15 protein-coding genes are annotated in these 16,205 nt (G+C 65.0%); 10 read left to right on the top strand and 5 right to left on the bottom strand.

Features of this window, described 5'->3' with window-relative positions; translation table 11 throughout:
• Nucleotides 1–56 precede the first annotated feature (56 nt).
• The 8 genes from hemH to SOM28_RS06045 all read left to right on the top strand — a co-directional run bounded on the left by hemH (nucleotide 57) and on the right by SOM28_RS06045 (nucleotide 9,110).
• Nucleotides 57–1,160 carry a ferrochelatase gene (hemH, locus tag SOM28_RS06080; protein ID WP_123069019.1) on the top strand — a complete coding sequence of 368 codons (1,104 nt, stop codon included), beginning with the start codon at nucleotides 57–59 and terminating at the stop codon, nucleotides 1,158–1,160.
• 239 nt (nucleotides 1,161–1,399) lie between these two features.
• Nucleotides 1,400–1,975 carry a nucleotide exchange factor GrpE gene (gene grpE, locus SOM28_RS06075; protein WP_320467547.1) on the top strand — a complete coding sequence of 192 codons (576 nt, stop codon included), beginning with the start codon at nucleotides 1,400–1,402 and terminating at the stop codon, nucleotides 1,973–1,975.
• Nucleotides 1,976–2,096: 121 nt separating this feature from the next.
• Nucleotides 2,097–4,043 (top strand): molecular chaperone DnaK, encoded by a 1,947-nt coding sequence (gene dnaK, locus SOM28_RS06070; protein ID WP_320467546.1) that lies wholly within the window; start codon nucleotides 2,097–2,099, stop codon nucleotides 4,041–4,043.
• A 118-nt stretch (nucleotides 4,044–4,161) separates the two neighbouring features.
• Entirely contained in the window at nucleotides 4,162–5,295 is a 1,134-nt protein-coding gene (gene dnaJ / locus SOM28_RS06065) for a molecular chaperone DnaJ (RefSeq protein WP_320467545.1), read from the top strand.
• A 201-nt stretch (nucleotides 5,296–5,496) separates the two neighbouring features.
• Nucleotides 5,497–6,195, top strand: coding sequence for a carbonate dehydratase (gene can / locus SOM28_RS06060; protein ID WP_123069023.1), 699 nt, complete (start codon nucleotides 5,497–5,499; stop codon nucleotides 6,193–6,195).
• A complete protein-coding gene (locus SOM28_RS06055) occupies nucleotides 6,173–6,541 on the top strand; it encodes a nucleotide pyrophosphohydrolase (protein ID WP_320467544.1) in 369 nt (122 codons plus the stop codon). Before can ends, SOM28_RS06055 begins: the two co-directional genes overlap by 23 nt.
• 338 nt (nucleotides 6,542–6,879) lie before the next feature.
• Nucleotides 6,880–7,659: a gamma-glutamyl-gamma-aminobutyrate hydrolase family protein gene (locus SOM28_RS06050; RefSeq protein ID WP_123069025.1), complete on the top strand. Its 780-nt coding sequence runs from the start codon at nucleotides 6,880–6,882 to the stop codon at nucleotides 7,657–7,659.
• 80 nt (nucleotides 7,660–7,739) lie between these two features.
• Nucleotides 7,740–9,110, top strand: coding sequence for a glutamine synthetase family protein (locus tag SOM28_RS06045; protein ID WP_123069026.1), 1,371 nt, complete (start codon nucleotides 7,740–7,742; stop codon nucleotides 9,108–9,110).
• 145 nt (nucleotides 9,111–9,255) lie between these two features.
• Here SOM28_RS06045 and SOM28_RS06040 read toward each other — a convergent pair whose 3' ends face one another.
• From SOM28_RS06040 to SOM28_RS06030, 3 genes are all read right to left on the bottom strand, one after another.
• A complete protein-coding gene (locus tag SOM28_RS06040; protein ID WP_123069027.1) occupies nucleotides 9,256–10,716 on the bottom strand; it encodes a high affinity choline transporter 1 in 1,461 nt (486 codons plus the stop codon).
• A gap of 100 nt (nucleotides 10,717–10,816) precedes the next feature.
• Complete coding sequence (locus tag SOM28_RS06035) at nucleotides 10,817–11,569, bottom strand: LytR/AlgR family response regulator transcription factor (protein ID WP_320467543.1); 753 nt, start codon at nucleotides 11,567–11,569, stop codon at nucleotides 10,817–10,819.
• A gap of 4 nt (nucleotides 11,570–11,573) precedes the next feature.
• The gene (locus SOM28_RS06030) at nucleotides 11,574–12,632 is read right to left on the bottom strand and encodes a sensor histidine kinase (protein WP_320467542.1); all 1,059 of its coding nucleotides are present in this window, start codon (nucleotides 12,630–12,632) and stop codon (nucleotides 11,574–11,576) included.
• 177 nt (nucleotides 12,633–12,809) lie between these two features.
• On the opposite strand from SOM28_RS06030, the gene SOM28_RS06025 reads away from it, so the two are divergent.
• Both SOM28_RS06025 and SOM28_RS06020 read left to right on the top strand, forming a co-directional pair.
• Nucleotides 12,810–13,586 (top strand): DeoR/GlpR family DNA-binding transcription regulator, encoded by a 777-nt coding sequence (locus SOM28_RS06025; protein WP_320467541.1) that lies wholly within the window; start codon nucleotides 12,810–12,812, stop codon nucleotides 13,584–13,586.
• Nucleotides 13,583–14,731, top strand: coding sequence for an MFS transporter (locus tag SOM28_RS06020; protein WP_320467540.1), 1,149 nt, complete (start codon nucleotides 13,583–13,585; stop codon nucleotides 14,729–14,731). The genes SOM28_RS06025 and SOM28_RS06020 overlap by 4 nt, the downstream gene beginning before the upstream one ends.
• Here the strand turns inward: SOM28_RS06020 and thpR are convergent.
• Nucleotides 14,721–15,233 (bottom strand): RNA 2',3'-cyclic phosphodiesterase, encoded by a 513-nt coding sequence (gene thpR, locus SOM28_RS06015; RefSeq protein WP_320467539.1) that lies wholly within the window; start codon nucleotides 15,231–15,233, stop codon nucleotides 14,721–14,723. The two genes, SOM28_RS06020 and thpR, sit on opposite strands and share 11 nt — an antisense overlap.
• An 8-nt stretch (nucleotides 15,234–15,241) precedes the next feature.
• On the bottom strand, nucleotides 15,242–16,108 hold the full coding sequence (gene panB, locus SOM28_RS06010) for a 3-methyl-2-oxobutanoate hydroxymethyltransferase (RefSeq protein WP_370663531.1): 867 nt from the start codon (nucleotides 16,106–16,108) through the stop codon (nucleotides 15,242–15,244).
• Nucleotides 16,109–16,205 lie beyond the last annotated feature (97 nt).

Genomic DNA, 16,205 nt, shown 5'->3' with positions numbered 1-16,205 from the left:
CGCTTTGCCGATAGCCCCCACTTATAATAGACAGGTCCTGTCCTACTTTCCTGTCTATGCCATTTCGTAAAGAACCGCCTCACATCCACGGTACCGTGCCGCACAGCGCGATCGTCCTGGTCAACCTCGGTACCCCGGACGAGCCGACCCGCTCGAGCGTGCGCCGCTACCTGAAGCAGTTCCTGTCCGATCCGCGCGTGGTCGAGATCCCCAGCCGCATCTGGTGGTTCATCCTGAACCTGTTCATCCTGCCGTTCCGCTCCGGCCAGTCGGCTGCCAAATACCGCACCATCTGGACCCGTGAAGGCTCGCCCCTGCGCATCCACACCGCCCAACAGGCGGCAAAACTGCAGGCCGTGCTGGCCGAACGCGGCCACGAAGACGTCAAGGTGGCGATGGCCATGCGCTACGGCACGCCATCCCTGCCCGACGTGCTCGACCAGCTGAAGGCCGACGGTTGCGACCGCATCGTCGTGCTGCCCGCCTACCCGCAGTATTCCGGCACCACCACCGCCTCGATCTGGGATTCGGTGTTTCAACATTACGCGCGCGTGCGCAACGTGCCCGAGTTGCGCCTGGTGAAGCACTACCACGACCATGAGGGCTATATCAACGCGCTGCGCGACAGCGTGCAGGCCCACTGGGATGCCCACGGCCGCGGCCAGAAACTGGTGATGAGCTTCCACGGCACGCCCAAGCGCACCCTGGAACTGGGCGACCCGTATTTCTGCGAGTGCCAGAAGACCGGGCGCTTGCTGGCCGACGCGCTCGGGCTCGCGCCGGACGACTACCTGGTCACCTTCCAGTCGCGCTTCGGCAAGGCCGAGTGGCTGCAGCCGTATACCGCGCCGACCGTGCAGCAGCTGGCGCGCGACGGCGTCGAGCGCATCGACGTGATCTGTCCGGGCTTTACCAGCGACTGCCTCGAGACGCTGGAAGAGATCTCGATGGAAGTGCGGCACGATTTCATCTCGAACGGCGGTAAGGACTTCCACTACATCCCCTGCCTGAACGCCTCGCCGTCCTGGATCCGTGGCATGGCCGAGATCGCCGAGCAGCACCTGATCGGCTGGCCCACCATCCAGACCCCGGCCCAGCGCGAGGCACGCCGCCTCGACGCCGAGCGCGGCGCGCAGAACGCGGCCCGCCTGGGTGCCTGAGCCGTCGCATGCCGGCGCCGCGCCGGCATCGATTCCACAGCCTTTCACAAGCGCTTGCTTATTGACAACCTGCTAAAATGCCAGGTTGTTGGTGCTGGGCGCCGTATTTAACCGTTTTTTAGATGCCATCTCTGCAATTCCCCTTGAAATTGTAGGAGATCGCCCCATCTGGGGCGCTGTGTATCGATCCCGGATACGTTTCTAACTCAGCCAAGTCCTTGATTCTAGGAGTTTTTCCGATGCAAGACCAAGAAAACAAAGAGGTGCTCGACCAGCAAGCTGGCGAAGCGCCTGCCGCTGACGCCACTGAGGGTGCGACCGCACAAGCCGGCGCGCCGGCCACTCCGTCCGCAGAGCCGGGCCTCGAAGAACAACTGAGCGCCACCGAAGCCAAGCTGGCCGAAATGCATGACGCCTTCATGCGCGCCAAGGCCGAAGCGGACAATATCCGCCGCCGCGCCCAGGAAGACGTGAGCAAGGCCCATAAATTCGCCATCGAAAGCTTCGCCGAGGCCATGGTGCCGGTGCGCGACAGCCTGGAAATGGCCATCAAGGTCGAAGCCCCGACGGTCGAGTCGATCCGTGAAGGCGTCGAAATGACCCTCAAGCAGCTCACCGCCGCGTTCGAGAAGAACCGCCTGGTCGAAGTGATGCCGCAGGCAGGCGACAAGCTGGACCCGAACAAGCACCAGGCCGTGGCCGTCGTGCCGTCGGAACAGGAAGCCAATACCGTGGTCACCGTGCTGCAAAAGGGCTATATGATCGCCGACCGCCTGTTGCGTCCGGCCATCGTGACCGCCGCAGCGCCGAAATAAGGACTGGCAGCGGCATCTGTGTGTGTTCTAACTGACGCTGTCAACTGAACCACTTGAAACCACGCTGCCCCTTCCCAATATTGAATCCATCAGAAATTCACAAATACTAAAGGAACACATCATGGGCAAAATCATCGGTATCGACCTGGGCACCACCAACTCCTGCGTCGCCATCATGGAAAACGGTACCCCGAAGGTGATCGAGAACGCCGAAGGCGCGCGTACCACGCCGTCGATCATCGCCTACCAGGAAGACGGCGAGATCCTCGTCGGTGCGCCGGCCAAGCGCCAGGCCGTGACCAATCCAAAGAACACCCTGTTCGCCGTCAAGCGCCTCATCGGCCGCAAGTTCGACGAGAAGGAAGTGCAGAAAGACATCTCGCTGATGCCGTACCAGATCGTCAAGGCCGACAACGGCGACGCCTGGGTCGGTGTGCGCGACAAGAAACTGGCAGCCCAGCAGATCTCGGCTGAAGTCCTGCGCAAGATGAAGAAGACCGCCGAGGACTACCTGGGCGAAGAAGTCACCGAAGCCGTCATCACCGTGCCGGCCTACTTCAACGACTCGCAGCGCCAGGCGACCAAGGACGCCGGCCGTATCGCCGGCCTGGACGTCAAGCGCATCATCAACGAGCCGACCGCGGCTGCGCTGGCATTCGGCCTGGACAAGACCGACAAGGGCGACCGCAAGATCGCCGTGTATGACCTGGGCGGCGGCACTTTCGACGTCTCGATCATCGAGATCGCGGACGTGGACGGCGAGAAGCAGTTCGAAGTGCTGTCGACCAACGGCGACACCTTCCTGGGCGGCGAAGACTTCGACCAGCGCGTGATCGACTACATCATCGACGAATTCAAGAAGATCAACGGCCTCGACCTGTCGAAAGACCCGATCGCCCTGCAGCGCATCAAGGCTTCGGCCGAGCGCGCCAAGATCGAACTGTCGTCGTCTCAGCAGACCGAGATCAACGAGCCGTACATCGCCATGGCGAACGGCGCGCCGGTCCACCTGAACCTGAAAATCACCCGCGCCAAGCTGGAATCGCTGGTCGAGGAACTGATCGCCAAGACCATCGAGCCATGCCGCATCGCCATCAAGGATGCCGGTGTCAAGGTTTCGGACATCGACGACATCATCCTGGTCGGCGGCATGACCCGCATGCCGATGGTGCTCGAAAAAGTGAAGGAATTCTTCGGCAAGGATCCACGTCGTGACGTGAACCCGGACGAAGCCGTCGCCGTCGGCGCCGCGATCCAGGGTTCGGTCCTGTCGGGCGAGCGCAAGGACTTGCTGCTGCTGGACGTGACCCCGCTGTCGCTGGGCATCGAGACCCTGGGCGGCGTGATGACCAAGATGATCCACAAGAACACCACGATCCCGACCAAGTTCTCGCAGGTGTTCTCGACCGCCGACGACAACCAGCCGGCCGTGACCATCAAGGTCTACCAGGGCGAGCGTGAAATCGCGCAAGGCAACAAGAGCCTGGGCGAGTTCAACCTGGAAGGCATCCCGCCGGCAGCACGCGGTACGCCACAGATCGAAGTGACCTTCGACATCGACGCCAACGGCATCCTGCACGTCGGCGCGAAAGACAAGGCCACCGGCAAGGAAAACAAGATCACCATCAAGGCCAACTCGGGCCTGTCGGAAGAAGAAATCCAGAAGATGGTGAAGGACGCCGAGCTGAACGCGGAAGAAGACAAGAAGGTCAAGGAAATGGCCGAAGCCCGTAACCAGGGCGACGCACTGGTCCACTCGACCCGCAAGTCGCTGACCGAATACGGCGACAAGCTGGACGCGGCCGAGAAAGAGAAGATCGAAGCGGCGATCACCGACCTGGAAGGCGCGATCAAGAGCGGCGACAAGGCGGACATCGATGCCAAGACCGCCGCCCTGTCGAGCGCAGCGCAATCGCTGGGCGAGAAGATGTATGCCGACATGCAGGCGCAGCAAGCCGGTGCGGCGGGCGGCGCGGCTGGCGCCGGCGCGGCCGGTGGCGAACAGTCGGCCAAGCAGGACGACGACGTGGTCGACGCCGACTTCAAGGAAGTGAAGGACGCCAAGTAAGCGTCTTTGGCGCGGGAACGAACAGCTTCCCGCGTACAGGCCGAGCCGATACCTTCGCTGGTTCATCGGCTCGGTTTTTTTGGTTTAGAGAATTCAGTAGATAACTTAGGTGCCGACCATGGCGAAGCGTGATTTTTACGAGATCCTCGGGGTCGCAAAGGGTGCGTCGGAAGACGAGATCAAGAAGTCGTATCGCAAGCTTGCGATGAAGTACCACCCTGACCGCAACCCGGACAACAAGGAAGCGGAAGAGAAGTTCAAGGAGGTCAAAGAGGCCTACGAGATGCTGACCAATCCGGAGAAGCGCGAAGCGTATGACCGCTACGGTCACGCCGGCGTCGATCCGAACAGCGGCATGGGCGGCGGCTTCGGCGGCGGCGCGGGCGGTTTCGGCGACGCCTTCGGCGACATCTTCGGCGACATCTTTGGCGGCGGCGGCCGTGGCGGCCGCGGTGGCGGCCCGCAGGTGTACCGCGGCGCCGACCTGCGCTACAACCTCGAGATCACGCTGGAACAGGCGGCCCATGGCTTCGACACCACCATCCGCGTGCCGAGCTGGGACAAGTGCGACACCTGCCACGGCAGCGGCGCCAAGCCGGGTACGCAACCCGTGACCTGCACCACCTGCGCCGGTCATGGCCAGGTGCGCATGCAGCAGGGCTTCTTCAGCATCCAGCAGACCTGCCCGAAATGCCATGGCAGCGGCAAGATCATTCCCGAGCCGTGCGCGGCCTGCGGCGGCGCCGGACGCATCAAGCGTAACAAGACGCTGGAAGTGAAGATCCCGGCCGGCATCGACAACGGCATGCGCATCCGCTCGTCGGGCAATGGCGAGCCGGGCACCAATGGCGGGCCACCGGGCGACCTGTATGTGGAGATCCACATCAAGCAGCACGCGGTGTTCCAGCGCGAAGGCGACGACCTGCATTGCGAAATGCCGATCTCGTTTTCCAAGGCAGCCCTGGGCGGCGAGATCGAAGTGCCGACGCTCACCGGCAAGGTGTCGTTCACGGTGCCCGAAGGCACCCAGACCGGCAAGACCTTCCGCCTGAAGGGCAAGGGCATCAAGAACGTGCGCTCGGGCTATACCGGCGACCTGTTCTGCCACGTGGCGGTCGAGACCCCGGTCAAGCTGACCGACAAGCAGAAGGAACTGCTGCGCGAGTTCGACCGCCTGACGGCCGAAGGCGGCGCCAAGCACAGCCCGCAGAGCAAGGGTTGGATGGACAAGGTCAAGGACTTCTTCGAATAAGCTGTTGTACTCAACCGCCGACGGGCACATGCCCCCGGCGGTTTTTTTTTGCCTGGCCCGGCCGCAGCCAGCCGCCACGCAACGCTGTTACACTTCACGTATTTTGAGGAGCACCGCCGAAACGCCCGCACAAGATGGGCCCGGCAACGTCAAACGGGAAGCCTCCCGCTCGACGGCAACACGACAATATAAGGAATCACGATGGACAAGTACAAGACCAAGGGATTGACCGCGGCAGAGCTGTTTGAACGGAATCGCACCTGGGCCGCCTCGATGGTGGCCGAAGACCCGAACTTCTTCAAGGCGCTGCAAGACCAGCAGGCGCCCGAATACCTGTGGATCGGCTGCTCGGACAGCCGCGTGCCGGCCAACGAGCTGCTGGGCATGGCGCCGGGCGAGCTGTTCGTGCACCGGAACATCGCCAACGTGGTCGTGCACTCCGACCTGAACTGCCTGTCGGTGCTGCAGTTCGCGATCGACGTACTGAAGGTCAAGCACATCATCATCTGCGGCCACTACGGCTGCTCGGGCGTGCATGCAGCGCTGACCGATATCCGCGTCGGCCTGGCCGATAACTGGCTCGGCCACGTGCGCGACGTGCGCGAGAAGCACGGCAAATACCTGGGCAATGTGGCCGGCCGCGCCGCCACCAACCGCCTGGTCGAACTGAACGTGGCCGAGCAGGTCATGAACACCGCCCACACCACCATCGTGCGCGATGCCTGGGAACGCGGCCAGCCGCTGACCATCCACAGCTGGGTGTACGGTGTGCACGACGGCCTGCTGCGCGACCTGGGCATCACGGTCAGCAGCTTCGACGAGATCGCGCCAAAACTCGAGCGCGTGCTCAACGGCTATCTGGACGGCGGAGAAGTGCGTGACGAACGCCGCGGACAGTGATCTCGCGCGCCTGCGCGCCATCGTTCGCGAGTTCGTCGACGAGCGCGACTGGGACCAGTTCCACACGCCCAAGAACCTCGCTTCGGCCCTCTCCGTCGAGGCGGCCGAGCTGCTGGAGCATTTCCAGTGGCTGCAGTCGGGCCGCGCCGAAGAACTCGGCGCCGGCAAGCTGAACGAGGTGCGCCACGAGATGGCCGACGTGCTGGTGTATCTGGTGCGGCTGGCCGACAAGCTCGACGTCGACCTGTTTGCGGCAGTCGAGGAGAAGATGGTGCTCAACCGCGCGAAGTACCCGGCCGAGCTGGTGCGCGGCGATATGCGCAAGTACGACGAGTACAAGAAATAAGGCACTACCTGCCGGCGCCATGCCGGATGCAATAAGCCTGCCGCGGCGCCGCCCGCAGCAGGCCCTCCACATCCCCCCTCGTTGCAGATCCGCTCTCCGGCATCTGGACCTCTGCTACCGATTTTTCCACGCGCAAACTGATTTGAGAACGTTTCGTTACGGTCCGTAACGTGTGGGCAGGGCTCGGCGGTTAACGTTAAGCTTTTGATATGGAATCGCATTTTTATTAGCAGATCGGCAGGAGAGGCGCTCCGCTTGCGCTGTGTTTGATCTGGATTAAAGGCCCGCGCCAGGGCCGGAGTTTTCCGGTCCGCGCGCTTCGAGACAAGGTAGAACCCATGCGCCCTATCGTCATCGTTCCCGCATGCACGCGTGATTTCGGCGAACACCCGTACCACGCGGCCCAGCACAAATACGTCGACGCCGTCACCCTCGGCGCCGATTGCGCGTCCCTGATCCTGCCGTCGCTCGGCGCGTCGCTGGACCTGGAAACCCTGTTCGGCACCATCGACGGCATCATGTTGACCGGTTCGGCATCGAATGTGCATCCGAGTTATTACTCTGAGGAAGTGCTCGATCCCTCGCTGCCGCAGGATCCGGCGCGTGACCAGACCACCTTGCCGCTGATCCGCGAGGCGGTGCGGCGCGGCGTGCCGATCATCGCGATCTGCCGCGGCTTCCAGGAGATGAACGTGGCGCTGGGCGGCAGCCTGCACCAGGCGGTGCAGACGGTCGCAGGCAAGTTCGACCACCGCGAGAAAGCCGAACTGGGCATGGATGAGCAGTACGGCGACGCCCACAACGTCAGCCTGTGCCCCGGCGGCCTGCTGGAGCGCATCCTGGGCGTGCCCGAGATTCCGGTCAATTCGCTGCATGGGCAGGGCGTGAACGAACTGGCGCCCGGCCTGACGGTCGAAGCTCTGGCGGAAGACGGTCTGGTGGAGGCATTTACGGTGTCGAACGCGCCTGGTTTCACCCTGGCCGTGCAGTGGCATCCCGAGTGGCGCATCCAGCACAATCCGTATTCGATGAAGATGTTCGGGGCCTTCGGCCAGGCTTGCCGCGAGTATCACGAACGACGCTGCGAGAACCACGAACGGCGCCGGAGCGCCGGATGAGCGCCTCTGCCAAGGGCCCGGGACCGAGGCTCCCCGACTCTCCTGCCTTCTGCACCCTTCAACGACAGTGAGGCAACTACATGGCAATTCGCGATAATTTCAGCTATACCGATATGGAAGAGTGGCTCGACGCCAAGCGGGTCACCGAGATCGAATGCCTGGTCCCCGACCTGACCGGGGTGGCACGTGGCAAGATCCTGCCGCGCGTTAAATTCACCGATGACCGCGGCATGCGCCTGCCCGAGGTGGTGCTGGGCATGACCGTCACCGGCAATACCCCCGAGCGCGATGCCGCCTACGAGCGCGCCATCTCGAGCATCGACCGCGACATGATTCTCAAGGCAGACCCGACTACCATCACCATGGTGCCGTGGGCGGCCGACCCCACCGCGCAAGTGATTCACGACTGCTATTACGCCGATGGCAAGCTGGTCGACTTCGCCCCGCGCAGCGTGCTGCGACGCGTGCTCAAGCTGTACGAGCAGCGCGGCTGGAAGCCGGTGGTGGCCCCCGAGCTCGAGTTTTATCTCACTGCCAAGAACATCGACCCGGACCTGCCGCTGGCGGCGCCGATCGGCCGCAGCGGCCGCGCCGAGACCAGCCGCCAGGTGTACAGCATCGACGCCGTCAACGAATTCGATCCGCTGTTCGAGGACATCTACGATTACTGCGAGATGATGAACCTCGACGTCGACACCCTGATCCACGAGATCGGCGCAGGCCAGATGGAGATCAACTTCCAGCACGGCGAGCCGCTGGGCCTGGCCGACAAGGTCTTCTATTTCAAGCGCACCCTGCGCGAGGCCGCGCTCAAGCACGATATGTACGCCACCTTCATGGCCAAGCCGATGGCGGGCGAGCCGGGTTCGGCGATGCACGTGCACCAGAGCGTGGTCGATGCCGAGAGCGGCAAGAACATCTTCAGCAACGACGACGGTTCGCCATCGACGCTGTTCCAGCAGTACATCGGCGGCCTGCAGCGCTATATGCCGTCGGCGATGGCGATCGTCGCGCCCTATGTGAATTCCTACCGCCGCATCGTGCGCGAGACGGCGGCGCCGATCAACCTGCAGTGGGGCATCGACAACCGCACGGTGGGCTTCCGGGTGCCGGTGTCGGGTTCGCAGGATCGCCGGGTCGAGAACCGCGTGATCGGCGCCGACGCCAATCCCTACCTGGCGCTGGCGATCACGCTGGCCTGCGGCTACCTTGGCATGACCGAAGCGATCGAACCGTCACCGATGGTCGAGGGCAATGCCTACGATATGCCGGTCGAGCTGCCGCAGGGATTGTCGGAGGCGATCACCCTGCTGCGGCGCGAGGACCGGCTGCGCGACGTGCTGGGGGAGCGCTTCATCGACGTCTATACGGCGGTGAAGGAGCTCGAGCACCGCGAGTTCATGCAGGTGATCAGCCCGTGGGAGCGGGAGCATTTGTTGCTGCATGTTTGATTGAAGTGCATCGCTGCTCATGCAAACTTGGGTTCCCACCTCCGCGGGAACGACGTGCAAAAGATTCGGGCCACGATCAATGACCGTGGCCCGCAGCACTAAAACCGTCGTTCCCGCGCAGGCGGGAACCTAAGTATCAAGCAGCTTACGCCTTAGCCTCCAGCACATCCTGCGTCTCCCCACGATTCTTCAATACCTGCGGCGCCAGCGACCCCACCACCATGCCGATGAAGGCCGCGATCAGTCCCGCCAACTGGCCCGGGAAGTGCTCGCCCAGCGACGTGATCTGCTCGAAGAACAAAATCCAGGTGAACAGCCCCGCGCCGATCGAGAAGATGGCGCCCTGGGTGGTCGCGCGCTTCCAGTACAGGCCCATCACCAGCGGGATGAAGGCGCCGACCAGCGGCACCTGATAGGCGCCCGACACCAGTTCGTAGATCGAGGTGCCTTCCATCGCGATCGCGTACAGCAGCACCAGCGCCGCGAACACGACGATCGAGACGCGCATCGCGAACAGCTGTTCGCGGTCGGTCATGCCGGGACGCAGGTTCTTGAGGATGTTCTCGACAAAACTGGTCGACGGCGCCAGCAGGGTGGCCGACGAAGTGCTCTTGATCGCCGACAGCAGGGCGCCGAAGAACAGGATCTGCATGACCAGCGGCATCTGCGTCATCACGAAGGTCGGCAGCAGGCGCTGGTAGTCGTTCTGGGCCAGGTCGAGCGCGGTGCTGCCCATCACGACCACGGCGGCGGCCACGATGAACATCGGCACGAAGGCGAACACGATGTAGCTGGCGCCGCCGACGATGGCGCCGGTGCGCGCGGTCGGCGCGTCCTTGGCCGACATCACGCGCTGGAACACGTCCTGCTGCGGGATCGAGCCGAACATCATCGTGACCGCGGCGGCGATGAAGAACATGACGTCCTTCAGGCTCGGCTCGGGCAGGAAGCGCCACAGGTCGGCCTGCTGGGCCATCGCCAGCACGTTGCCGGCGCCGCCGGCCAGGTCGGCGGCGAACCAGGCGATCACGCTCATGCCCACCACCAGCACGATCATCTGGATGAAGTCGGTCACGGCCACGGCCAGGAAGCCGCCCACCACCACGTAGATCAGCACCGTCAGGGTGCCGACGATCATGCCGACGGCCGGCGACATGGCGCCCGCGGTCAGCACCGAGAACACCAGTCCCAGCGCCGTGATCTGGGCCGCGACCCAGCCCAGGTAGCTCATGATGATGGCCACCGAGCAGAACACCTCGATGCCCTTGCCGTAGCGCTGGCGGTAGTAGTCGCCAATCGTCAGCAGGTTCAGTTTATACAGGCGAGCGGCGAAGAACATGCCGACCAGGATCAGGCACATGCCGGCCCCGAACGGATCCTCGACCACCGCGTTCAGGCCGCCCTGCACGAACTTGGCCGGGATGCCCATCACGGTCTCGGCGCCGAACCAGGTGGCGAATGTGGTGGTGATCACCATGATCAGCGGCAGGCTGCGGCCGGCGACGGCGAAGTCGCTGGTGTTCTTGATCCGCGTGCCCGCCCACATGCCCAGGGCAAGCGTACCCAACAGGTAGAGCACGACGAAAGAGATCAGGGTGATATTCATGCTGGTGAATGCTCCGAAGGCCAGAATTATTATCGGGCGGAAAATTCGCGATTATAAATGCAGAAGCCGGCGGCAGGACCAACTTTGCCGTTTCGCCGGTCTAGATCGCCATGTCGCGCAACAGTTTGGAAGCTTCGCGGTTGGCGCCGATGCAGGCGCCGTCGCGCATGAAGATCTGCAGTTGCGATTGCTCGTCGGCGCGCATCGACTCGACGAAATCGAGATTCACCAGCGCCGAGCGGTGCACGCGGATGAAGCGGCGTGGGTCGAGCTGCGTCTCCAGTTCCGAGATCCCGATGCGCACCAGGAAGTGCTGGCCGCGCGCGACGATCACCGTGTACTTCGAATCGGCCTTCATGTATTCGATCTCGCCCACGGCGAGCGGGAAGATGCGGCCGCGGTCGCGCACCAGGATGCGGTCCAGCCGCGCCGGGCCGCTCTCCACGCGCGCCAGCGCATCCTCGAGGCCGGCGCGATCCTGCTGCTGTTCGGCGCCTTCCAGCAGGCGCGCCACGCTGGCCGCGAAGCGCGCGCGGGTAAACGGCTTGAGCAGGTAGTCGACCGCGTGCAGCTCGAAGGCGGTCACCGCGTACTGGTCGTAGGCGGTGGTGAATACGATCTGCGGCAGGTAGTCGAGCCGGCGCAGCACTTCGAGGCCGGTCATCTCGGGCATCTGGATGTCCATGAATACGACATCGGGCCGCAGCTGCCCGATGCGTTCGAGCGCGCTGGCGCCGTCGGCGGCTTCGCCCACCAGGCGCAGGCCGGGATGGGAATAAATGGCGTCGCGCAGCACGTCGCGCGCGAGCGGTTCGTCTTCGGCGAAGAATACGGTCTTTGCGGTCTGGGTCATGGTTTCAGGCGATGGGCAGGGTGACGCTGGCCGCGAAGCCGGCGCCGGGACGGGAATCGATGCTCAAGGAGGCGCGTCCCGCGTAATCGAGTTCGAGACGGCGGCCGATGGTGCGGATGCCCAGGCCGGGCGACGCGTCTATCGTCTCTTGCGCGGCGCCGGGGCCGTCATCGCTCACGGTCAGGCGCAGCGTGCCGGCCTGCGGGTCACGCCGGCTCTCGATGCGCAGCAAGCCGGGCCGGGTGTAGGGATTGAAGGCATGCTTGATGCTGTTCTCGATCAGCGGTTGCAGGGTCAGGGCCGGCAGCACGATGTCCCCCAGGTCGGGATCGAGATCCCATTGCACCTGCAGGCGCGGCCCGAGGCGCAGCTGCTCCAGCTCCAGGTAGTCGCGCACGAACTGTAGTTCGGCGTCGAGCGTGACGCGGTCGACACCGGCGCGTTCGGTGTCCAGCACGTAGCGCAGCATGTCGGAGAACTGAAACAGCGCCGTCTCGGCGGCGGCTGGATTGCGCTGGGTGAGGGCGATGATCGAGTGCAGGGTGTTGAACAGGAAGTGGGGATTGAGCTTGCTGCGCAGCGCGCCCAGTTCCGCTGCAACCAGCAGGGTTTGCGCCTGCTGGGCGGCCAGGGCCTGGCGCTGGGCGGCGGCATTGGCGCGCATGGTCTGGAAGACGCCGGCCGTCAGGGCGTAGCTCATCAGGCTGTACATCAGCGGCCAGGCATGCCAGGACAACGATTGTCCGTCTCCCTTCTGCAGCGAAAGGATGACCAGGTGCGCGAATGTGGCGAAGGCGATGGCGGCGGACAGGTGGATGGCAAAGCGCATCCGGGCCTTCATGCTGCGTCGGTCCATCCACCCGGTGAGCGGCCACACCAGCGCCAGCAGCACGCCGCCTGACCCGGTGGTGACGAAGGCGTAGGCGATCATTGTTGGGTCGAACTGACCGGCCTCGATCTCGTCGGCCTGCACGATCAGCCCCACCAGGATGATATAGGCGATCCAGGCGCCGATATAGATGCGCCACATGGGGGAGAGGAAAGCGGGCTTGGTTTGGTTCATCTGCAAAGTATCGTCGAGATTGCGTCGCTTGCGCCATGCCATGCGCTCGGTTGCAGGAAATACGGCGCCAGTTGCGACTTGGATGCCACGACGAACATTCATGCATGTTTTTGCATGTTGTTGCGTGAATTTGCATGTTTGTGTAAAGTGACGCATCAACCGAACTGGAGCGAAATCATGCAATTGCCGGAAGAACGGCGCCAGGCGATCGTCGACGCGGTCGAGCGCGAGGGGCGAGTATTGGCCGCCGAGCTGGCGGGGCGCCTGGCAACGTCCGAAGACACCATCCGCCGCGACCTGCGCGATCTCGACGCCGCCGGCCTGCTGCGGCGCGTGCATGGCGGCGCGGTGCGGCTGCGGCCCGCCGCCAGCTTCGGCGAGCGCGCCGAGACCGACCTGCCGCGCAAGATGCTGCTGGCGCACGGCCTGCGCGCATGCATCCGTCCGGACGACACGGTGCTGATCGACGCCGGCTCGACCCACCTGGCGCTGGCGCGCCTGCTGGAAGACGGCTGCGCGGCGGCCATCGTCACCAACAGTCCGCAGATCGCGCTCGCGCTGGGGCATTTCAGGCGTACGCGCATCGTGCTGCTGGGCGGGACCTATCACCCGGACGAAGGCGCGACCTATGGCGCCGCCACCCTGGCCGAGGTCGGGCGCCTGCGCCCCGACCTGGCGCTGGTGGGCGTCTGCGGCGTGGACGTCGAACGCGGCCTGGCCGCCTCGAATCCCGAAGAGGCTGCGCTCAAGGAAGCGATGCTGGCGGTGAGCGCGCGCTGCGCGGCCGCGGTGCTCAACGAACGTTTCGACGAGCGCGCCGCCTTCCTGTTCGGCGCGCTGGAGCGGATCGACCAGCTGGTACTGGAATCCGATGCGCCGCCGCAGGCCGTTGCGCGTCTGCGCGATCGCCATCCCCAACTCGATCTCACATTCACTGCAAAGGCCGAAGCATGACCCACGTCACCAATGCCATTCCCCGCAGCGTCGAAGCCGGCCGCTGGGCCATCTCGACCGTCTTTTTACTCAACGGCGCCGGCATCGGCCTGTGGGCGGCCCACGTGCCGACCGTGCAGGCGCGCATGGGCATCGATACCGGCATGCTCAGCCTGGTGCTGCTCACCATCGCCGGCGGCGCCCTGATGGCGATGCCGCTGATGGGCGGCCTGACCGGCCGCTTCGGCACGCGCCGCATGGTGCTGCTGTCGGGCTTTGCCTTCGCGCTGATGACGGCCGTGATCATGGGCATGCCGAGCCTGCCGCTGCTGTTCGTGGCGGCCTTCCTGTTCGGCGTGTCCAACGGGGCGCTGGACGTGGCCATGAACGCCAACGCCAGCGAGGTCGAGAGCGCGCGCGGCGTGCCCACCATGTCCTCGTTCCACGGCTTCTTCAGCCTGGGCGGCCTGTTCGGCGCGAGCCTGGGCGGCGTGCTGGTCGGCCAGGGCCTGGGACATGGCGAAGGCGCGCTGATGGTGGCGGTGGCGACCGCCGTGGTGCTGGCCTTGACGGCGCCGCGCGTGCTGGGCTTCGCCGCGCATGCGAGCGGCAGCCACTTCATGCTGCCGCGCGGCGCCGCCCTCGGCCTGGGTCTGCTGGCGCTGCTGTGCTTCGCGGTCGAAGGCGCGCTGGTCGACTGGAGCGCGCTGCTGTTGGAGGAGCGCACCGGCGCCTCGCCGGCATCGGCGGCGCTGGGCTACTCGGCATTCTCGATCGCGATGGCGGCCTGCCGCTTCGCCGGCGACCGCATCATCCTGCGCGTCGGCGCGATGCGGGTGATGGTGATCGGCGGCCTGGCCATGTTCGCCGGCCTGGCGCTGGCGGTCCTCAGCACCAATTTCGTGATGTCGAGCTGCGGCTTCGCCCTGGTCGGCCTGGGTGCGGCGAACGTGGTGCCGCTGCTGTTCGGCGCCGCCGCGCGCATCCCCGGCATGCATCCCGGCGCGGGTGTCGCTGCGGTGGCCACGCTGGGCTATGGCGGCCTGCTGCTGGCGCCGCCGGTGCTGGGCTGGGTGGCGGTGCACTCGAGCGTGATGGTGGCGCTCGGCGCGCTGTCGCTGTCGGGGATCGTGATCGCGCTGAGCGCGGGGGTGCTCAAGAAGTAGGGTAGTCGCGCAGGACGATGTAGACGCCGTCGCGCGATTCGACCAGCGCGTACCTGTCGGCCAGCCACGCGATCGGGGGGCCGTTCTCCGGCACCGCGACGCTGCCGGCGCGGCGCGCCATGGTGACGTGCGGCCGATAGCTGCGCTGTTCCGGCTGCAGGCCGAGGCGGGCCAGCGCTTCGGAGAGGCGCGCGTGCAGGGCCAGTAGTTCGGGTGGTTCTGCGAACGGTTCGAGCACCGCGATCCCATGCGGCCACAGCACGGGTTTGCCGAGATCGAGCCGGAATGGCGCGAACGGCACCGAAAATCCATCGAGGAGTTCGGGCAGGCGCTCAGTTGGAACGCCGCCCACGAAGTGCAGGGTCAGGTGCAGCTTGTCGGTGTGGACCGGCGTCACTCCACGCGGCCAGCGCCAGGCGTCGCGCCAGGTGCGCAGCTCATGGCGCACGGCGGGATCAGGCCACAGGGCCAGGAACAGACGCGAAGTCGATTGCTGGCCCATGATTGACCTTAGAAGCAGTGCTCCGGCGCCGGGAAGCTGCCGTCCTTCACCGCCGCCACATAGGCCATGACGGCGGCGTCGATGCTGGTCTGGCCATCCATGAAGTTCCTGACGAAGCGCGCCTTGCGGCCCGGGAACACGCCCAGCAGGTCGTGCATCACCAGCACCTGGCCCGAGCAATCGGGACCGGCGCCGATGCCGATGGTCGGCACCGACAGCATCTCGGTGACTTCGCGGCCCAAGACCGCAGGCACCGCCTCGAGCAGCACCACCGCCGCGCCGGCCGCCTGCAGCGCCAGCGCGTCATTCTTCAGGCGCTCGGCGCCTTCGCCGGTCTTGCCCTGTACCTTGAAGCCGCCCAGCTGGTGCACGAACTGCGGGGTCAGGCCGATGTGCGCGCACACCGGAATGCCGCGCTCGACCAGCAGGTGAACGGTGTCGGCCAGCCAGGCGCCGCCCTCGATCTTGACCATGTGGGCGCCGGCGCGCATCAACTGCACCGCGCTGTCGTAGGCCTGCTGTGGGTTGCCGTAGCTGCCGAAAGGCATGTCGGCCAGCACCAGCGCGTTCTTGTTGCCGCGCGCGACCGAGGCCGTGTGATAGACCATGTCGGCCACCGTCACCGGCAGGGTCGAGTCATGGCCGGCGCAGACCATGCCCAGCGAGTCGCCGATCAAGAGGATCTCGACGCCGCAGCGGTCCATCAGCGAGGCGAAACTGGCGTCGTAGCAGGTCAGCATCGCGATCTTGTCGCCGGCTGCGCGCCTGGCGAGCAGCGCGGGAACGGTCACGGCCTTCGGCAACGCGGGCACCGGCGTCGGCACCGTGGCGGCGCCGGTCGCGGTCATGTCGTTACCCTGCAAATAAGAGCTCATACAAAAATCCTTTGAAAAACGAAACGTTCAGACCGCGTAGTGTAATGCGGCGCCCGCGAATGTGCATGCAGTCGTGGCGAATGGCGCTGGCGCGGCG

This window comes from Massilia sp. CFBP9026 (assembly GCF_034045165.1).
GTDB classification, from domain to species: Bacteria; Pseudomonadota; Gammaproteobacteria; order Burkholderiales; family Burkholderiaceae_D; genus Telluria; species Telluria arenae.
Note: the sequence above shows the minus strand (reverse complement) of the source record. Positions and strands in the feature narration are given on the sequence as shown.